The 17,084-nt window shown below is 66.5% G+C and carries 19 protein-coding genes; 4 read left to right on the forward strand and 15 right to left on the reverse strand.

From position 1 onward, the window contains the following. Positions 1-33 precede the first annotated feature (33 nt). On the forward strand, positions 34-663 hold the full coding sequence (locus tag AADJ02_RS11590; protein WP_341213167.1) for an XRE family transcriptional regulator: 630 nt from the start codon (positions 34-36) through the stop codon (positions 661-663). A gap of 6 nt (positions 664-669) precedes the next feature. Here AADJ02_RS11590 and AADJ02_RS11595 read toward each other — a convergent pair whose 3' ends face one another. The 3 genes from AADJ02_RS11595 to AADJ02_RS11605 form a co-directional block, all read right to left on the reverse strand. Then, positions 670-1,008 carry a hypothetical protein gene (locus AADJ02_RS11595; RefSeq protein WP_341213168.1) on the reverse strand — a complete coding sequence of 113 codons (339 nt, stop codon included), beginning with the start codon at positions 1,006-1,008 and terminating at the stop codon, positions 670-672. Between the two features lie 102 nt (positions 1,009-1,110). Beyond that, on the reverse strand, positions 1,111-1,239 hold the full coding sequence (locus AADJ02_RS11600) for a hypothetical protein (RefSeq protein WP_341213169.1): 129 nt from the start codon (positions 1,237-1,239) through the stop codon (positions 1,111-1,113). Further along, positions 1,236-3,101 carry an extracellular solute-binding protein gene (locus AADJ02_RS11605; protein ID WP_341213170.1) on the reverse strand — a complete coding sequence of 622 codons (1,866 nt, stop codon included), beginning with the start codon at positions 3,099-3,101 and terminating at the stop codon, positions 1,236-1,238. The genes AADJ02_RS11600 and AADJ02_RS11605 overlap by 4 nt, the downstream gene beginning before the upstream one ends. Positions 3,102-3,480: 379 nt before the next feature. Between AADJ02_RS11605 and AADJ02_RS11610 the strand changes: the two genes are divergently transcribed. Then, positions 3,481-4,254: a 3-hydroxybutyrate dehydrogenase gene (locus AADJ02_RS11610; protein ID WP_341213171.1), complete on the forward strand. Its 774-nt coding sequence runs from the start codon at positions 3,481-3,483 to the stop codon at positions 4,252-4,254. Beyond that, the gene (locus tag AADJ02_RS11615) at positions 4,251-5,282 is read left to right on the forward strand and encodes a patatin-like phospholipase family protein (RefSeq protein ID WP_341213172.1); all 1,032 of its coding nucleotides are present in this window, start codon (positions 4,251-4,253) and stop codon (positions 5,280-5,282) included. The genes AADJ02_RS11610 and AADJ02_RS11615 overlap by 4 nt, the downstream gene beginning before the upstream one ends. Positions 5,283-5,289: 7 nt before the next feature. Here the strand turns inward: AADJ02_RS11615 and AADJ02_RS11620 are convergent, their stop codons facing one another. From AADJ02_RS11620 to AADJ02_RS11635, 4 genes are all read right to left on the reverse strand, one after another. Beyond that, positions 5,290-6,015 carry a DUF502 domain-containing protein gene (locus tag AADJ02_RS11620; protein WP_341213173.1) on the reverse strand — a complete coding sequence of 242 codons (726 nt, stop codon included), beginning with the start codon at positions 6,013-6,015 and terminating at the stop codon, positions 5,290-5,292. 87 nt (positions 6,016-6,102) lie between these two features. Continuing rightward, complete coding sequence (locus AADJ02_RS11625; RefSeq protein WP_341213174.1) at positions 6,103-7,017, reverse strand: pseudouridine-5'-phosphate glycosidase; 915 nt, start codon at positions 7,015-7,017, stop codon at positions 6,103-6,105. Further along, complete coding sequence (locus AADJ02_RS11630) at positions 7,014-7,910, reverse strand: PfkB family carbohydrate kinase (protein ID WP_341213175.1); 897 nt, start codon at positions 7,908-7,910, stop codon at positions 7,014-7,016. Before AADJ02_RS11630 ends, AADJ02_RS11625 begins: the two co-directional genes overlap by 4 nt. A gap of 31 nt (positions 7,911-7,941) precedes the next feature. Beyond that, a complete protein-coding gene (locus AADJ02_RS11635) occupies positions 7,942-8,742 on the reverse strand; it encodes a DUF4198 domain-containing protein (protein WP_341213176.1) in 801 nt (266 codons plus the stop codon). Positions 8,743-8,770: 28 nt separating this feature from the next. Between AADJ02_RS11635 and AADJ02_RS11640 the strand changes: the two genes are divergently transcribed. Continuing rightward, positions 8,771-9,871, forward strand: coding sequence for a HupE/UreJ family protein (locus AADJ02_RS11640; RefSeq protein WP_341213177.1), 1,101 nt, complete (start codon positions 8,771-8,773; stop codon positions 9,869-9,871). Positions 9,872-9,875: 4 nt separating this feature from the next. Here the strand turns inward: AADJ02_RS11640 and AADJ02_RS11645 are convergent, their stop codons facing one another. From AADJ02_RS11645 to AADJ02_RS11680, 8 genes are all read right to left on the reverse strand, one after another. After that, positions 9,876-10,268: a GFA family protein gene (locus tag AADJ02_RS11645; protein WP_341213178.1), complete on the reverse strand. Its 393-nt coding sequence runs from the start codon at positions 10,266-10,268 to the stop codon at positions 9,876-9,878. Positions 10,269-10,377: 109 nt separating this feature from the next. Further along, entirely contained in the window at positions 10,378-11,676 is a 1,299-nt protein-coding gene (locus tag AADJ02_RS11650) for a branched-chain amino acid ABC transporter permease (protein ID WP_341213179.1), read from the reverse strand. After that, positions 11,673-12,686 carry a branched-chain amino acid ABC transporter permease gene (locus AADJ02_RS11655; RefSeq protein ID WP_341213180.1) on the reverse strand — a complete coding sequence of 338 codons (1,014 nt, stop codon included), beginning with the start codon at positions 12,684-12,686 and terminating at the stop codon, positions 11,673-11,675. Before AADJ02_RS11655 ends, AADJ02_RS11650 begins: the two co-directional genes overlap by 4 nt. Next, the gene (locus AADJ02_RS11660) at positions 12,683-13,063 is read right to left on the reverse strand and encodes a hypothetical protein (protein ID WP_341213181.1); all 381 of its coding nucleotides are present in this window, start codon (positions 13,061-13,063) and stop codon (positions 12,683-12,685) included. The genes AADJ02_RS11655 and AADJ02_RS11660 overlap by 4 nt, the downstream gene beginning before the upstream one ends. Before the next feature lies 1 nt (position 13,064). Next, complete coding sequence (locus tag AADJ02_RS11665) at positions 13,065-13,778, reverse strand: ABC transporter ATP-binding protein (protein WP_341213182.1); 714 nt, start codon at positions 13,776-13,778, stop codon at positions 13,065-13,067. Between the two features lie 39 nt (positions 13,779-13,817). Beyond that, positions 13,818-14,603, reverse strand: coding sequence for an ABC transporter ATP-binding protein (locus AADJ02_RS11670; protein ID WP_341213183.1), 786 nt, complete (start codon positions 14,601-14,603; stop codon positions 13,818-13,820). 100 nt (positions 14,604-14,703) lie between these two features. Further along, positions 14,704-15,900, reverse strand: a complete 1,197-nt coding sequence (locus tag AADJ02_RS11675; RefSeq protein ID WP_341213184.1) for an ABC transporter substrate-binding protein — start codon at positions 15,898-15,900, stop codon at positions 14,704-14,706. Positions 15,901-16,040: 140 nt separating this feature from the next. Further along, the gene (locus AADJ02_RS11680) at positions 16,041-17,048 is read right to left on the reverse strand and encodes a GlxA family transcriptional regulator (protein WP_341213185.1); all 1,008 of its coding nucleotides are present in this window, start codon (positions 17,046-17,048) and stop codon (positions 16,041-16,043) included. Positions 17,049-17,084: the final 36 nt, after the last annotated feature.

Raw genomic sequence — 17,084 nt, forward strand, 5'->3', positions numbered from 1 at the left:
GCAAGCGCGCGCGCCTCGCGTATATGTCGGCGCATGCCCGCCCATGACATCCGCCCCGGCGCCCTGATCCGTATCGCGCGCGAAAACGGCACCTCCGAAACCGCGCCGCCGCTCGACCTCGGGCCGCGTGTGCGCGAACTGCGCCGCGCTCAGGGCTGGACGCTGGAACAGGCGGCGGGACATGCGGGGCTGGCGCGCTCGACGCTTTCGAAGATCGAGAACGGGCAGATGTCGCCGACCTATGATGCGCTCAAGAAACTGGCGCAGGGTCTCGGCATCACCGTGCCACAGCTCTTCACGCCGCCGCGCCGCGATCAGGTGCTGGGCCGCATGGTGACGACGCGGTCGGGCGAGGGCACGGGACAGATCACCGCGACCTACGAGCACGAGCTTCTGGCCGAAGGGCTCAGAGCCAAGAAGATGCTGCCTTACCGCGCCCGTATCCGCGCCCGGGCCTTCGAGGAATTCGACGGCTGGGTGCGGCACGACGGAGAGGAGTTCCTCTACGTGCTCACCGGCACGATCCGTTTGCTGACCGAATTCTACGAGCCGGTCGAGATGAAGCGGGGCGACAGCGCCTATTACGACGCCGCCATGGGCCACAACGTGATCTCGACCAGCCCAGAGGACGCGACCATCCTGTGGGTCACGTCGCTGGAGTGAGCGCGCTTAGCTCGCGCGCCCGTCCTTGCTGTCGTCATCGCCGAATTCGGCGTCGTCGCTGAACACATCCTCGCCGGGGTGCATCGAACGGGCCGAAGCGATGATCCGTTCGTTGTCGCGGGTCTCGTCCATCACCGCATCGGCGGGGTCGGTCCCCTCGAGCCATTCCGATACCTCATCGCGCGCGTCTTCGCGGCTCATGCCGCTCACCTCGCACAGATGGTCGAGGAACGGGCCCAGTTCCCCTTCGGTGGCCTCGACCTCGTCGCTGTCGAGATCCGGCCATTGCGTCAGGATGTTGGGCACGAAAGCGTGCCAGTGCTTGGCCACATGGCTCCATTTCATCGCGGGTCTCCTCATGCTGCCCGGTGTCTTGCAGCCGCAACGGAAAGGGGGCGGACCGGGTTCCGGTCCGCCCCCTTTTGGAAGCCGACTCGACCCTTGGTGTCAGATCGCCATGTCGACGATGCCGAGGCCGAGCTGCGCGGTGCCAACCGCGGCATTGCCCACCACCTTCACCGGCGTGCAGGCCGCCGTCAGGACCAAAAGCCCCAGCAGGAGCGCGCAGCGCCTCACTGAGCGGCCTCCGCGTCCGCATCGGCCTCTGCCGCGTCGGGGGCGCGTTCTGCGCCCTCAGCCGTCTCCTCGTGCCACCAGACGTCGGGCTGCCAGCCCGGCCAGTCGCCGAAGACCGGGATGGTCTCGGGGTGGTGCAGGTCCGCGTCATAGGCGATGCGGCTGATGTTCCACTGGTAGATCGGGATCACGTAGCGCCCTGTGGTCAACACCCGGTCAAGCGCCTTGGTCGCGGCGACGAAATCGTCTTGGCTCTCGGAGGTGAGCAACAGGTCGATCAGCCCGTCGACGGCCGGGCTCTGCACGCCCATGGCGTTGCGTCCGCCCGGCGTCTCGGCGGCCTCGGCGCCCCAGTAGGCGTATTGCTCGTTGCCCGGTGACAGCGACAGCCCGCGACGGAAATAGGTCATGTCGAAGTCGTAGGCGTCGGTGCGCTCCTTGTACTGCGCGCTGTCGACCGAAGTGATGGTCGGCGTCACGCCGATCCGTCCGAGTGCCTGCACATACATGTCGATGATCGACGCGTTCTCCGAACTGCCGGTCTCGAGCAGGATGTCGAAGGTAAAGGGCTCGCCCGTCTCGGCATTGCTCAGCACGCCGTTCTGGATCTCCCAGCCGGCCTCGCCCAAGAGCCCCAGCGCCGCCGCCGTGCCCTTGCGGTTGCGCTCCGAGCCGTCGCTGACGGGCAGGGCGTAGCCCTCGATCGCACCGGGCAGCAGGTCGCCTTCCCAGCGCTCGAGGAATTCCTTCACGCGACCCTCGGCCGGACCCTCGTCCATGCCGAGCGGGGAGTTCGAGAAATACGAGGTGATGCGCGGCTGCGCGCCGCCGGTCATCGCGTCGTTGATGAACTCAAAGTTGAACGCCTCGATCAGCGCCTGACGCACGCGCCAATCCTCGAACATCGGCTTGCGGGTGTTCATCACAAAGCCGGTCATGCCCGAGGGCCGCCCGTGCGGCAGCTCTTCAAGCACCACCTCGCCCGAGCGCACGCGCGGAAAATCGTACTGGCTGTCCCAGCGCGCGACGTTGAACTCACGGGTGAAATCGGTCTCGCCGGTCTTGAAGGCCTCAAAGGCGGCGGTCTCGTCGCCGAAGAATTCAAGCCTGATCTCGTCGAGCACATTGGTGCCGCGCCGGAACGGGATATCGGCGCCCCAGTAGTCGGGGTTGCGCTTGAGCGAGATGAAGCGGCCCGCCTCGAAATCGTCGATCACGTAGGGCGCGGAGGTGATCGGAATGGTGTCGAGGCCGCTTTCGGCGAAGTCCTGGCCTTCCCACTGCGCCTTTTTCAGGATCGGGCGCATGCCGGCCAGCAGCGCCAGCTCCCGGTCAGGGGTGTTGAAGGTGAGGCGCACCTTGCGATCGCCGGTTTCCTCGATGCTCTCGACCTTGGCCCAAAAGCCCAGGTAGCGCGGATGTCCCTCGGTGCCGAGCGTCTCGAAGGACCAGATCACGTCCTCGACCGTGACCGGGCTGCCGTCAGAGAACTTTGCCTCCGGGTGCAAAGTGAACTCCACCCAGTCGCGCTCGGGGCTGGTTTCGACCGACTCGGCCAGAAGACCATAGAGCGAGAACGGCTCGTCGAGCGTGCGCCCCATCAGGCTTTCGCCGATCAGGTAGCTCAGCTGCCACGGAACCGACCCCTTGAGGATGTAAGGGTTGAGGCTGTCGAAGCCGCCGACCTCCGCCGTGGCCATGCGGCCGCCGATCGGCGCGTCGGGGTTGGCATAGGGCAGGGCGGTAAACCCTTCCGGCAGCGCGGGTTCTCCATACATGGCGATTCCATGCGACGGCTCCGCCTGAAGCGCGGTCGTGCCGCAAAGCAGCATGAATGCACCGCCTTGCAGCAGTTTGGTCATGGGTCGTGTCATCTTCGAAGAAGCCCCCTGTCGGTTCGGTTTTCTGACCACATTTGTAGTTGAAGAAAACCGTATAGCCCCCCCTGTTCTTTATCAAACTTTTAGCTTGGAGGACGGCGGGGAAAGGCCTATAAGAGACTCACTGCTCGATAGGTTTCTTGCCTGTATGAAACCTGCCTCATAACTCAGCGCCCGCCTCGTGCGGGCGTTTTTTTTGGGATATGGGGATATCAGGCAATCTAGGCGAACATGGCTGCCGATGTCCTGAGCGCTATCGAACCATCCTACATTTATCAAGGGGTTGCGGTAGATAACGCTTCGCCTTTTGCCACGGATGCGCCACATTCTGTAGCAGAATTCATCAAGGAGGACGGCGACGATGCAGCTTAGAGGTAAGACGGCGATCATCACGGGTTCCAACTCGGGAATCGGGCTGGGAGTCGCCCGCGAACTGGCGCGGGCCGGGGCCGATGTCGTTCTCAACTCCTTCACCGATCGCGACGAGGACCACGCCCTTGCGCGGGAATTGGCCGATGAGCATGGCGTCGAGGTGCGCTACATTGCGGCCGACCTCTCGGACGGCGACGCCGCGCGCGGTCTGATCGAGGCAGCGGGACGCTGCGACATCCTCATCAACAACGCCGGTATTCAGCATGTCGCGCCGATCGACGGCTTTCCTGCCGCCAAGTGGGACGCGATCATCGCCATCAACCTCAGCTCGGCCTTCCACACCACTGCCGTAGCGCTGCCGATGATGCGCAAGGCGGGTTGGGGCCGGGTGATCAACATCGCCTCCGCCCACGGCCTCACCGCCTCGCCATTCAAATCCGCCTATGTCGCGGCCAAGCACGGCGTTGTCGGCCTGACCAAGGTCACGGCACTCGAAACCGCGCGCGAGCCGATCACCGCCAACGCGATTTGTCCGGGCTATGTGCTGACGCCGCTGGTCGAGGCGCAGATCCCCGATCAGATGAAGACGCATGACATGGACCGCGAGACGGTGATCCGCGAAGTGATGCTCGAGCGTCAACCGTCCAAGGAGTTCGCCACCACAGAGCAACTCGGCGGCACGGCGATCTTCCTGTGTTCCGACGCCGCGGCGCAGATCACCGGCACCACGATCAGCGTCGACGGCGGCTGGACCGCATTGTGATCCGTCTCAGCCTCGCGCTTCAGGGCGGCGGTGCGCATGGCGCCTTCACCTGGGGCGCGTTGGACCGGCTGCTTTGCGAAGAGGACATCGAGATCGCCGCGATCTCGGGCACCTCGGCGGGGGCGATGAACGCGGTGGCGCTCAAGGATGGCTGGGCGCGTGACGGGCGCGCTGGCGCACGCGCCTCGCTTGCGTGGTTCTGGGGCCGCGTGGGGGCCATCACCGACGCCCGCTGGTCCGACTGGATCGCGGCCCTTGCCCCCACCGCCCCGGCGCTGGCGCGCGCGATCGAAACCTCGCCAAGCTTCAAGATGTTCGACATGACGACGCGGGTGCTCTCGCCCTATGCCTACAGCGCGCTGTTGCGCAATCCGCTGGAGCGCATCCTGCGCGAGATCTCCTTCGATGCGGTGCGCGGACCGGAGGGGCCTGAACTCTTCGTGGGGGCGACCAACGTGCGGTCGGGCAAGATCCGCGTGTTTTCGGGCGAGGCGCTCGAACCCAAGGCGATTTTGGCCTCGGCCTGTCTGCCGACGCTGTTTCGCGCGGTCGAGATCGATGATCCGGCAACCGGCCGCCGCGAGGCATATTGGGACGGGGGCTATACCGGCAACCCAGCGCTTTTCCCGTTGTTTGACAAAGAGTTGCCAGCCGATGTTCTGATCGTGAACATCAACCCGCTGTACCGCGAGGAGGTGCCTGACGACAGCCCGTCGATCCAGAACCGGATCAACGAGATAAGCTTCAACTCGTCGCTGCTGCGCGAGCTGCGCGCGGTCGATTTCGTGCGGCGCCTGCTCGACGGGCACAGCCTGCCCGAGGGCGCGATGAAGCGGGTGTTGATCCACATGGTCGGGGACGACGCGCTGATGAACGACCTCAACATCGCCACCAAGGCCATCCCCGCGCCGGTGATCCTCGCCCGGCTGCGGGCGGCGGGCGAGGCGGCGATGGACCGTTTTCTCGCCGATCACAAACAGGATCTCGGACAGCGCGACTCGGTCGATCTGCGCGCGATGTTCTCCTGAACGGTCCCTAGCGGCCCGCTGTGCCGGTGCGCAGTTCGGAGGTGTCCGCCGCCTCGGGGCGCAGCCGGTCGGGCGGCGTCACGAGGCCTGCCGAAATGACCAGCTTGGCCGCGTCCTCGACCGACATGTCGAGCACGGTGACCTCGGAGCGCGGCAGAAACAGCAAGAAGCCCGAGGTTGGGTTCGGCGTCGTCGGCAGGAACACCGAGATGATCTCACCGCCGCCGGGCAGGCGGCGCGCCACCTCGCCCTTGGCCGAAGTGGAGATGAAGGCGAGCGCCCAGAGCCCCTTGCGCGGGTACTCGATCAGGCAGGCCTGATCGAAGCTCGTCTCGGTCTGCGCGAACACCGTCTCGGCGATCTGCTTGAGGCCCGAATAGACCGAGCGCACCACCGGCATCTGCCCCACGAAGCTTTCCCCGATGCGCAGCAGGCTGCGTCCGACAAAGCCCTTGGCCAGCGCACCGACCAGAAAGGTGAACAGGATGAAGAAGATGACGCCGACGCCGCGCAGGTTGATGCCGATGTACTGCTCGGGGTTGAAGCGGTCTGGCACGAAGGGCAGCACCCATCCGTCGATCCAGCCGACCACCGCCCAGATCAGCCAGACGGTAAGGCCGATCGGCGCGATGACCACGACGCCCGCGATGAAGTTGTTGCGCAGGATGCCGATGAGGCGACGGCGGCGCGGCGGCTCATCCGGGTGCGGCGGCAGGATCGGCGGGCGGGTCACGGGCGGGCTCGTCCTTTGCGCGTCACGGCTACAGCTTATCTAGGCGCGTCTGCGTGCCCCGGCAATGGGGCACGCGCGTCTCAGGGCTCAGCCGCGCGACTTGGCCAATTCGACGGCGATGGCAGCTCCGAGCCGGGCATTGTTGAGCACTAGCGCGATGTTGCTCTCGAGCGAGCGGCCTTTGGTCAATTCGAAGATCCGGCCCAGCAGAAAGGGCGTCACCGCCTTGGCGGCGATGCCCTGCGCCTCGGCTTCGGTCAGCGCCTGCTCGATCACCGGTCGCAACTCTTCGGCCGGGATCTCGGCCTCGGCCGGGATCGGATTGGCGACGAGCTGGCCGCCGTCGAGGCCCATGGCCGCGCGCATCCGCATCGCCATGGCGATCTCGGCGGCGCTGTCCATGCGCAGCGGCGCGGGCATCTCCGAGGTAGAGGACCAGAAGGCGGGCAGCATGTCCTGACCATAAGCGATGACCGGCACGCCCAGCGTTTCCAGCACTTCGAAGGTCTTGGGCAGATCGAGGATCGCCTTGGCGCCCGCCGCCACCACCGTCACCGGGGTCTTGGCCAGCTCGTGCAGGTCGGCCGAAATGTCGAAGCTGTCTTCGGCGCCGCGATGCACGCCACCGATGCCGCCTGTCGCGAAGACCTCGATGCCCGCAAGCCGGGCCGCGATCATCGTCGCGGCCACCGTGGTGGCCCCATCGCCGCCGCGTGCGAGGCAGGCCGCGAAATCGGCGCGCGACAGCTTGGCCACGTCACTGGCCTGACCGAGCCGGTCAAGTTCCTCGTCCGTGAGGCCCACGTGCAGCCTGCCGCCCAAGACCGCGATGGTTGCGGGCACGGCGCCATGGGCACGGATCTCGGCCTCGACGCGGCGCGCGGTCTCGACGTTCTGCGGAAACGGCATGCCGTGGGTGATGATCGTGCTCTCGAGCGCGACGAGAGGGCGGCCTTCGGCGCGGGCCTGGGCCACTTCGGGGGCGTATTGGATATCGATCACAGCGGGTTGTCTCCGGATACATAGGTGGCGGCGGCACCCAGCGCGCGGGCGAGGGCGGCCTCGGACCCCATGCCCTCGGCCTCGGACGCGATATGCGCCGCCATAAAGGTGTCGCCGGCCCCCGTCACGCGGGTGACGAGCACCTCCGGCGGGGTCTGGGTGAACACGGTGTCGGCCGTGGCGACGGTCGCGGCGCGGCCGCCGTCGGTGACCAGCGCCCGGTGCGCACCGCGCGCGACCAGCGCGCGGGCGGCGTTTTCCGAGGTTTCGAAGCTGGCGTGGCACAGCAGGCCCGCCTCCTCGAGATTGACATAAAGCGTCGCCGTCGGGTGACCCATGAGCGCCAGCAGCCGCTCGGCCTTGCCGGGGCTGGCGGGCGCCACGCGCAGGTCGGCCCGCGCGAAGAGCGGCGAATGCGCGATCTGCGCCAGAAGCTCGGTGGTGAGGTTGCCGTCAAGCGCGACGAGGCCGGTCCAGGGCGTTTCTGCCGATCCCAGCCGTCCGTCGCCCAAGGGCCGCAGGATCTTGTCGCCCGCCTGCTCCAGCGAATGCGCGTCGGCAATGGCGGCGATCAGGCCGTTGGCCCCTTCGATCGCCATGTAGATGTCGGTAGGCAGATCGTCGGAGCGGTAGAGGTGATCCACCTCCATGCCCATGCGCGCGGCCTCGGACGCAAGCTCGTCGCCTTCGCTGTCACGGCCCAGCGCGCTGAGAAGCGCCGGGCGCAGCCCGAAGCGCACCAGCGTCATGGCGATGTTCATGGCGACGCCGCCGGGCAGGCGGTGGATGCGGCCGGGCACGTCGGAGCCCACGCGCATGTGGCTGGCGGTGCGTCCGATCACGTCCCACAGGACGGAGCCGATGCACAGGATATCAGGGGATTTCTCGGTCATGCGCCGGGTGTGCCGCAGGCCCGCGCCCCGGTCAATCGGGAACGGCGAAGCTCAGTGCCGCCCAGAGGCTTTCCCATACGGTATCCGTCTGGGCCGCGATGCCCGCCTCGGGCACGCGCAGCACCACCGCGCTGGCGAGGTAATCGTGCCCGGGCTTGACCGGAAGCACCGCCACGCCCTCTTCGTCGGTGCGCAGCAGGATCTCGGTCACTTCGCCTTCGGGAGTGCGCTCGTAAAGCTCGACCTGTGTCTCGTCGCGCGTCTGATCGCCGTAGAAGAGCTGCACGCGCAGGCCCTGTGACAGATCGTCGACATAGGGGTTGTCGAGCGCCACCAACTCGGTCTCCAGCCCAAAGCGGCGATCCGCGCCCGCGCCTTCGCCCACGGCGACGAGCGCCTTGGAGTAGCGGGTGAAGAGTTCGGAGAAGCCCGCCTCGGGCAGGCCGCGCGCCTCACGGTCGCTCGCCACTTGGGCGAGGTCCTTCTGCTCCACGAACTTGTCGAAGGTGGCGCGCTCATCGTAGGTGACCTTGTTGAGCGTCGAGACATAGATCGCCACGACGAGCCCGTCCTCGCCCATCACCTGATCGATCGCCGGGCGCGCGCCGAGGCGGGCCTCGACCGGGGCCAGCTTGTCGTTCTGCTCGAGGTCGAAGCGGGTAAATCGTTGTGGCAGATAGGCGAAATCGACGCCGACGAAGTCACTGCCGTTGACAAGCTTGGCTTGCAACGTATCGTCCGCCGCGATCTGCCAGTCGAGCGGCTCGATCCAGAATTCATGCGCCGCAACAGGCGTGGACAGCAAGGCGAGGCAGGCGGTTATGATGCGCATTCACGGGCTCCTAGGGTTGCGAGCGAAGGTGATCCTTGTGGCCCTGCTGTCAAGCCTCGCTGCAAGCGCGGCACTCGCGCACGAGGTGCTGCCCGCCATCGCCGACATGGAGGCCGTGGGCGACCGGCTCGAACTTACCGTCGAGGCGCCGCTTGAAGGCCATGTCGCGGGGATCGATCTCGGCGCGGTGGAGGACACCAACGCCGCCCCCGAAGCCGAGACCTATGATGCGCTGCGCGCGCTGGGTGCGGAGGCCATGGAGGCGCGGTTTCGCGCCTTCTGGCCCGAGATGGCCGCGCGGATCGAGATCCTCGTCGATGGCGTGGCGGTCACGCCCGACCTCGATGGGGTGGAGATCCCCGAGCCGGGCGACCTGTCGCTGCCGCGCCCCGCGTCGCTGTCGTTCTCCGTGCCTCTGCCGGAGGGGGCCGAAGCCGTGCGGATCGGTTGGGACGCCGCCTTCGGCACGCTGGTGATCCGCCAGCAGGGGGTGGAAAAGCCCTACGACGGCTATCTGGAGGCGGGTGCGCTGAGTGATCCGATCCGGCTTGGCGGGGGCGATCAGGCGAGCGCGCTGCAAAGCTTCCTGCGCTATATTCCCGTGGGTTTCGATCACATCCTGCCCAAGGGCCTCGACCATATCCTCTTCGTGCTGGGCCTGTTCTTTCTCGCGGCCCGGATGCGGCCGCTACTGTGGCAGGTCTCGGCTTTCACGCTGGCGCATACGGTGACGCTGGCGCTGGCGGCCCTGGGCTATGTCTCGGTGCCCGCCTCGATCGTGGAGCCGCTGATCGCGGCCTCCATCGCCTTCGTTGCGATCGAGAACATCTTGTTCCCGCACTTGGGTTTCTGGCGGCCCGTGGTGGTCTTCGGATTCGGCCTGCTTCATGGCCTGGGGTTTGCGAGCGTGCTGGGCGAGTTCGGCCTGCCCGAGGGGGCCTTCGTGCCCGCGCTCATTGGCTTTAACATCGGCGTGGAGCTGGGCCAGCTCACGGTGATCGCGCTGGCTTTCCTCGCCGTGGGCTGGGCGTGGCGCAAGCCGTGGTATCGCCGCGTCATCGCGATCCCGGCCTCGGCGGCCATCGCGCTGGTGGGTATCTACTGGGTGATCGAGCGCACGCTGCTCTGAAGGATCAGAGCCAGAAGGCGGCGAGGCAGCGCCCGTCGCGCGGCAGATCGTCAAAGCTGCCGTGCCCGTCGAACAGTCGCAGCGGCACGGCGCGCACCGCCTCGGGTGCCGCCAGCCGCAGGTTGACCGCGATGCGCCGCCGCCCGTCCGGCAGGGCACTTTCCGCGCGCCAGTAACCGACGCAGCCGCAGGTCGGGCAGAAGTGAAAGCCGAGGCTCCTCTCGCCCCATAGATAGGCGCGGGTCGGCCCTTGCACCCGGATATCTTCGTCTTGGTGGCCGTATGCCCAGAGCGTGCCATACCGGCGGCAGATCGAGCAATTGCAGGCCGTGGCATCCTTTGGGGTGCCGTCATGGCTCCAGCGCAGCGCGCCGCAGTGGCAGTGGCCCTCGATCATCTCTCGTCCTCCCTCGGGGCGGGACCGGCCCACGCCCGTCATGAGGATACGAAAAACGGCGCCCGGTGTCCCGGGCGCCGTTCTGGCGCATGACCGCTGAGACAGCCCGCTATTTTTCGGGCATCAACCCCTTGGGGCTGAAGCGCAGCACCGCGAGCAGGATCACCCCCATGGTCATCAGCCGCATCTGCGCCGCCGAATCCGTGAGATGCCCGCGCAGCCAGCTGTCGGCGGCCATGCCCGATGTGATCAGGTCCATGGTCCACAAGCCCAGCGGCTCGACCATCACCCAGAGCCACCAGATCAGGAAACCGCCCAGCACCGCGCCGTAGTTGTTGCCCGACCCGCCGACGATCACCATGACCCAGACGAGGAAGGTGAAGCGCAGCGGCTGGTAGGAGCCGGGGGTGAGCTGTCCGTCGAGGGTGGTCATCATCGCGCCGGCAATGCCGCAGACGGCCGAGCCGAGGATGAACACCTGCAGGTGCCGCGCGGTGACGTTCTTGCCCATCGCCGATGCGGCGACTTCGTTGTCACGGATCGCGCGCATCATCCGGCCCCACGGGGAGGCCAGCGCGCGCTGCGCCAGCCACAGGATGATCACCAGCACAACGGTGAAGAGACCCGCGTAGAGGATCTTGACCCAGAGCGTCGAAGCGGTGACCGGGTCGAGCCCATAGCCGGCGGCGCGCTCCACGAAGCCCGCGTCGCGCTGCAGGTCAACCTCGTAGGGCACGGGCCGGGGCAGGCCGACGACGTTCTTCACGCCGCGCGAGAGCCAGTCCTCGTTCTTCAGCACCGCGATGACGATCTCGGCGATGCCGAGCGTCGCGATGGCGAGATAGTCCGAACGCAGGCCCAACGCCGCTTTGCCGATGATCCAGGCGGCTCCGGCGGCGAGCAGTCCGCCCACCGGCCAGGCAATGAGGATCGGCAGGCCGAGCCCGCCGAGATAGCCCGAGAGCGAAGGGTTGATCGCCTCGATCGCCTCGACCGCCGGGTCGAGCGACGCACGAAACAGGAAGAAGCCGCCAATCAGCAGCGCCAGCATGACCAGACCGCGCATCCGCCCGCCGATCTTGCGCTTCCAGATTTGCACCGCGGCGACGAGGATCGCCGCGCCGAGCGCCAGCGCTCCCAAGAGCCGCAGCCCGCCCGCGTTCCAGCCTTCGGCCACGGGGGGCTGTGCGACCAGCACGGCGGCCAGACCGCCCAGCGCGACGAAGCCCATGACACCGACGTTGAACAGCCCGGCAAAGCCCCATTGCAGGTTCACGCCGAGCGACATGATCGCCGAGATCAGCCCCATGTTGAGGATCGTCAGCGCCAAGTTCCAGCCCTGAAAGACACCGGTGAGGACGATCAGCAACGCCATCCCGGCACAGAGAAGAAAGCCACGCGCGGTCATACGGACTGTCCCTTGAAGAGGCCGGTGGGCTTGAACAGCAGCACGATGATGAGGATCGCGAAGCTCACGGCGAATTTGTAGTCGGTGGAGAGAAGCTGCACGAGGCCCGAAGGCTCGAGGCTGTCGGGCATCGCGTAGACCAGCACCTTTTTCCACGCATAGGTCACCAGCACCTCGGAAAAGGCGATGACAAAGCCGCCGGCAATGGCGCCCAGCGGGTTGCCAAGGCCACCAACGATGGCGGCAGCGAAGATCGGCAGCAGGAGCTGGAAGTAGGTGAAGGCCTTGAAGGATTTATCGAGGCCGTAGAGCACGCCCGCCGTGGTGGCCAGAGCCGCCACGATCAGCCATGTGACGGCGACGACGCGCTCGGGGTTGATGCCCGACAAAAGCGCCAGATCCTCGTTGTCCGAAAATGCGCGCATCGACTTGCCGGTGCGGGTCCGGTTGAGAAACCAAAACAGCAGCGCCACCGCGATGGCCGCCGTCACCAGCGTGATCAGCGTGGTGGAACGGATGGCGAGACCTTCGTCGAGGCCGGTCATCTCCTTGAAGTCGCGGGCGTTGATGACAAAGCGCGCGCCGTCGGCGAAGTTGATGTCACCGACGCCGATGATGAAACGCACGAGACCGTTCATCACGAACATCACGCCGATCGAGACGATGACGAGGACGACCGGCGCGGCCTTTTGCTTGCGATAGAAGCGGTAGATCACGCGGTCGGTGCCCAAGAGCAGAAGGCCGGTGATGGCGATACCGATCGGCAGGGCGATCAGCGCCGTCGGCAGAAAGCCGAAGCTGATGCCGATGGATTGCAGGCCCCATGTGACGAGGATCGTCGCCATCGTGCCGAAGGCCATGGTGTCGCCGTGGGCGAAATTGGAAAACCGCAGGATGCCGTAGATCAGCGTCACCCCGAGTGCGCCGAGCGCCAGTTGCGCGCCGTAAGCGGCGCCGGGGATCAGCACGAAGTTGGACAACGCGACGATCGCGTTCAGAAGATCGGTCATTGCAGGACCTCGCAGCGCAGAAAGGCGATCTCGGTCTCTCGCGCGTCGTCTTCGCGCAGCCGGTGCCATGTCGCGTGTGTGTCGTCGTTGAGAAGCAAGGTCTGCCGGTCGCCCGCGCCCTCGCTCCATGAAAACTGGCGCAGCCCCGCCGGGGCTTCGGCTTCGGCCGTCACCTCGTCATAGCTCACCTCGTAGAGGTCGACCTCATCGGTGCCGCGCGCCAAGGGCGCAAAGCTGAAGCGGTGCGGATCGGTCGCCACGTCGCAGGACCCGGCGCCGTCGCAGCGGGTCGCGGTCCGGCAGTCGAACACGACGCGCGCGCCTTCGGCCAATGCGGGCGCGGGCAGGGCGGCGATCATCAGGATCAGGGCTTTCATCTCAGCCCCCCAGAAAGGTGCGGCGCACCTCGGGGTCGGCCAGAAGCTCGGCCCCGGTGCCGGTATAGGCGTTGGCGCCCTGCACCAGCACATAGCCGGTGTCGGCGATCTCGAGCGCCTGCCGCGCATTCTGCTCGACCATCAGGATGGTGATGCCGGCGCGGGCGACCTCGATGATCCGGTCGAACAGCTCATCCATGACGATGGGCGACACGCCCGCCGTCGGCTCGTCGAGCATGAGCACCGAGGGCTGTGTCATCAGCGCCCGGCCCACGGCGACCTGCTGGCGCTGGCCGCCCGACAGCTCTCCGGCGGCCTGACGGCGCTTGTCGCGCAGGATCGGGAACAGCTCATAGATCTGCTCCATTGTCGGCCGGATGTCGTCGCGGCGCAGGAAGGCGCCCATCTCGAGGTTCTCCTCGACCGTCATCGACGGAAAGATGTTCGAGGTCTGCGGCACGAAGGCCATGCCCTTGGCGACGCGGTCCTGCGGGCTCAGGGCGGTGATGTCCTCGCCGCCGATACGCACCGAGCCCTCCCGCAGGTTCAGCATGCCGAACACCGCCTTCATCGCGGTCGATTTGCCCGCGCCGTTGGGCCCGACGATCACGGCGATCTGGCCCTTGTCGACCGAAAGCGTGCAGCCGTGCAGGATGTCGGCGCCGCGCCCGTAGCCGCCGGTCATCGCCTCGCCGATCAGATGCGGCTCAGCCATGGCGGTTCACCTTTCCCGAATTGCGCAAATTCCGTCCCCTCATGCCGTCTCCCCGACGGTCTTGTTCTTGAGCCCGGTGCCGAGATAGGCCTCGATCACCGCCTCGTTCTTCATGATGTTGTCGGCCGAACCTTCGGCCAGCACTTTGCCCTCGGCCATGACGATCACCGGGTCGCAGAGCCTGCCGATGAAATCCATGTCGTGCTCGATCACGCAGAAGGTATAGCCGCGCTCCTTGTTGAGCCGCACGATGGCGTCGCCGATGGTGTTCAGGAGCGTGCGGTTCACGCCCGCGCCGACCTCGTCGAGAAACACGATCTTGGCGTCCACCATCATCGTACGGCCCAGCTCCAGAAGCTTTTTCTGGCCGCCCGAGAGATTGCCCGCGCGTTCGTCGGCAAGATGCGAGATCGTCAGGAAATCGAGGACCTCGTCGGCCTTCTGCGCCAGCTCGCGCTCCTGTGCTGCGATCCTGCCGCGGCCGAACCAGGCGTTCCAAAGCGTCTCGCCGTGCTGGCCCTCGGGCACCATCATCAGGTTCTCGCGCACCGTCATCGAGGAAAACTCGTGCGCGATTTGGAAGGTGCGCAGCAGGCCCTTGTGGAACAGTTCGTGCGGCGGCAGGCCGGTGATGTCCTCGCCATCCATGGTGACGCGCCCCGAGGTCGGCGGCAGCCGCCCCGCGATGACGTTGAACAGCGTGGTCTTGCCCGCGCCGTTCGGGCCGATGAGCCCGGTGATCGAACCGGTCTCGATGCGAAGGCTCGCACCGTCCACGGCATGAAAACCGCCAAAGTGGCGGTGGAGGTTCTCGACGGTGATCATTTGGTCCCCGATCGACCCGGTTTCCCTGTGATGTCAGGGGTCTGGGCCATGTTCTTGTTGAGGGATGCGCCGCGCCCCGACGGGCGCGGCGCGGCTTGGATCAGCGGAAGCCGACGGTTTCGATGGCGCCGTCCTTGATCTCGATCTCTTTGAAGGTGCCCGCGCTTTCGCCCGGCTCGATCAGCTCGACGGCGGTGGCGCCGACATAGTCGATCTCGGTCCCGGCCTCGATCAGCTCGAGCGCCTTGCCCAGCTCACCCGGCAGGATCTTTTCGCCCGGCTCGTTGGCGATGCCCATGATCTCGCCCGCGTAATCGGCGGAGGCGGTCGAACCGGCCTTCGCCATGGCGAGGATCAGCAGGGCCGCGGCGTCGTAGCTTTCGCCGGTGTAGATGCCGGTCGGGTCGATCCCGGCGGCCGAGGCCATCTCTTGGAACAGGGCCGAGCCTTCGCTGTCCGACCCCGGAAGCTGGCCAAAGGAGCCGTTCAGCGAGGCGCCCAGATCGTCGACGATCTGCTGGCCGATCATGCCGTCGGGCAGCACGAAGGTGTCGAAGGCGCCGCTGTCGACCGAGGCCTGGATGATGCCCTTGCCGCCCTGGTCGGTGTAGCCTGCGACCACCAGCACTTCGCCGCCCGCGGAGGCCAGAGCGCCGACTTCGGCCGAGTAGTCGGCTTTGCCGTCCTCATGCGCCGCCGAGATGGTGACGGTGCCGCCATCGGCCTCGAAGGCTTTCTGGAAGCTGTCGGCAAGACCCTTGCCGTAGTCGTTGTTGGTGTAGGTGAGCGCCACCTCGTTGATGCCGCGGTCCATGATGACCTTGGACATGATCTCGCCCTGACGGGCGTCGGAGGGGGCAGTGCGGAAGAACAGGCCGTCGTCTTCGGCTTCCGACAGCGCGGGCGAGGTGGCCGAGGGCGAGATCATCGCCACGCCGTTGGCGCGCGCGACGTTCTGCAGAATCGCGCCGGTGACGCCCGAGCAATCCGCGCCCATGATGCCGGCGACGCCGTCATTGGTGACCAGACGTTCGGCGGCAGCGGTCGCCGCTGCGCTGTCGATGCAGGTGGAATCGGCGCGCACGGCTTCGATCGTGGCCCCGTTCATGAAGGCGCCGGAGTCGTTGATCTCCTTGATCGCCAGCTCGGCGCCGCCCGCCATGTCGGGGGTGATCGACTCGAGCGGGCCGGTGAAGCCCAGAATGATGCCGATCTTGACCGGACCGGAGTGGCTTTCGGCCATGGCGGAGCCCGCAACGAGTGCGGTCGCGGCGGAAGCCAGCAGCAGTTTCTTCATGTTCGTCTCCCTGACGATTAGTTTTTGTACCGGTACGCTAGACGCCGCTCATGCGAAAAGAAAGTGGTTGCGCAAGCTTGCCGTAGCGAGAAGGACGCACCGTCTCGAACCGAGTCGTCGACCCTCTCAACCGGCGGGACTTACTGCGGCGCGGGGCGTGCGCCGTGGCTGCCGCGCTCGCGATAGGGCGTGGTCTGGTAATGCGCGCGGTAGCACTTGGAGAAATGCGAGGGCGACGCAAAACCGCAGGCCAGCGCCACGTTGATCACGCTCATGTCGGTCTGCATCAGCAGGTTGCGCGCGCGGCTCAGACGCAGCTCCATGTAGTATCTTTTGGGGCTGCGGTTGAGGTAGCGACGAAACAGCCGCTCGAGCTGGCGCGTCGACATGCCCGAGCGTTCGGCCAGAAGCGCCGGGCTGATCGGCTCCTCGATAGCCTGCTCCATCGCCTTGATGACCTGCGCCAGCTTGGGGTGGCGCACGCCCATCCGTGTCGGCGTCGACAACCGCTGCGTGTCCTGATCGGTGCGGATCGAGGAATAGATGAGCTGGTCGGCCACCGCGTTGGCGAGATCCTCGCCGTGATCGTCGGCGATGAGCTTGAGCATCAGGTCGATCGAGGCGGTGCCGCCCGCCGTGGTGATCCGGTTGCCATCGACCACGAAGACCGAGCGGGTAAGCGTCACCTCCTCGAACTCCTCGGCAAAGCTGTCCTGGTTCTCCCAGTGGATCGTCGCCTTCCGGCCGTCGAGCAGCCCGGCGCGGGCCAGCGTGTAGCCCGCGGTGCACAGCCCCGCCATCACCGCGCCGCGCCGCGCCTCGCGCCTGAGCCAGTTGAGCATCCGCTTGGTGCTGGCCGATTGCACGTCGATGCCGCCGCACAGCATGACCGTGTCGTCGCGCGTCAACTCGTCGAGATCCATGTCGAGCCTGAACACGGTGCCGTTCGAGCAGGTCGCCGTTTCGCCGCCGTCACCGGCCAAGGTCCAGCTGTAGATCTCGTGGCCCGCCATGCGGTTGGCGATCCGAAGCGCCTCCACCGCGCAGGCAAAGCACAGCATGGTGAAATTCGGCAGCAGCACGAAGACGAAACGGCGCGGGCGGCCCGGATCACCGGAGGCAAGGGGGATGCTGGTGTCGTCGTTCATGGGATGCCCGTCTGGTCCGCGGCGGTGTGCTGCGGT

It is taken from the genome of uncultured Limimaricola sp. (assembly GCF_964022235.1).
Taxonomy (GTDB): domain Bacteria; phylum Pseudomonadota; class Alphaproteobacteria; order Rhodobacterales; family Rhodobacteraceae; genus Limimaricola.

What these genes read in the sequence shown, in the direction of transcription:
- AADJ02_RS11590 (WP_341213167.1), top strand. Translation starts at nt 34, where the DNA reads ATGCCCGCCCATGACATCCGCCCCGGCGCCCTGATCCGTATCGCGCGC.
- AADJ02_RS11595 (WP_341213168.1), bottom strand. Translation starts at nt 1,008, where the DNA reads ATGAAATGGAGCCATGTGGCCAAGCACTGGCACGCTTTCGTGCCCAAC.
- AADJ02_RS11605 (WP_341213170.1), bottom strand. Translation starts at nt 3,101, where the DNA reads ATGACCAAACTGCTGCAAGGCGGTGCATTCATGCTGCTTTGCGGCACG.
- AADJ02_RS11610 (WP_341213171.1), top strand. Translation starts at nt 3,481, where the DNA reads ATGCAGCTTAGAGGTAAGACGGCGATCATCACGGGTTCCAACTCGGGA.
- AADJ02_RS11630 (WP_341213175.1), bottom strand. Translation starts at nt 7,910, where the DNA reads ATGACCGAGAAATCCCCTGATATCCTGTGCATCGGCTCCGTCCTGTGG.
- AADJ02_RS11635 (WP_341213176.1), bottom strand. Translation starts at nt 8,742, where the DNA reads ATGCGCATCATAACCGCCTGCCTCGCCTTGCTGTCCACGCCTGTTGCG.
- AADJ02_RS11645 (WP_341213178.1), bottom strand. Translation starts at nt 10,268, where the DNA reads ATGATCGAGGGCCACTGCCACTGCGGCGCGCTGCGCTGGAGCCATGAC.
- AADJ02_RS11650 (WP_341213179.1), bottom strand. Translation starts at nt 11,676, where the DNA reads ATGACCGCGCGTGGCTTTCTTCTCTGTGCCGGGATGGCGTTGCTGATC.
- AADJ02_RS11655 (WP_341213180.1), bottom strand. Translation starts at nt 12,686, where the DNA reads ATGACCGATCTTCTGAACGCGATCGTCGCGTTGTCCAACTTCGTGCTG.
- AADJ02_RS11660 (WP_341213181.1), bottom strand. Translation starts at nt 13,063, where the DNA reads ATGAAAGCCCTGATCCTGATGATCGCCGCCCTGCCCGCGCCCGCATTG.
- AADJ02_RS11665 (WP_341213182.1), bottom strand. Translation starts at nt 13,778, where the DNA reads ATGGCTGAGCCGCATCTGATCGGCGAGGCGATGACCGGCGGCTACGGG.
- AADJ02_RS11670 (WP_341213183.1), bottom strand. Translation starts at nt 14,603, where the DNA reads ATGATCACCGTCGAGAACCTCCACCGCCACTTTGGCGGTTTTCATGCC.
- AADJ02_RS11675 (WP_341213184.1), bottom strand. Translation starts at nt 15,900, where the DNA reads ATGAAGAAACTGCTGCTGGCTTCCGCCGCGACCGCACTCGTTGCGGGC.
- AADJ02_RS11680 (WP_341213185.1), bottom strand. Translation starts at nt 17,048, where the DNA reads ATGAACGACGACACCAGCATCCCCCTTGCCTCCGGTGATCCGGGCCGC.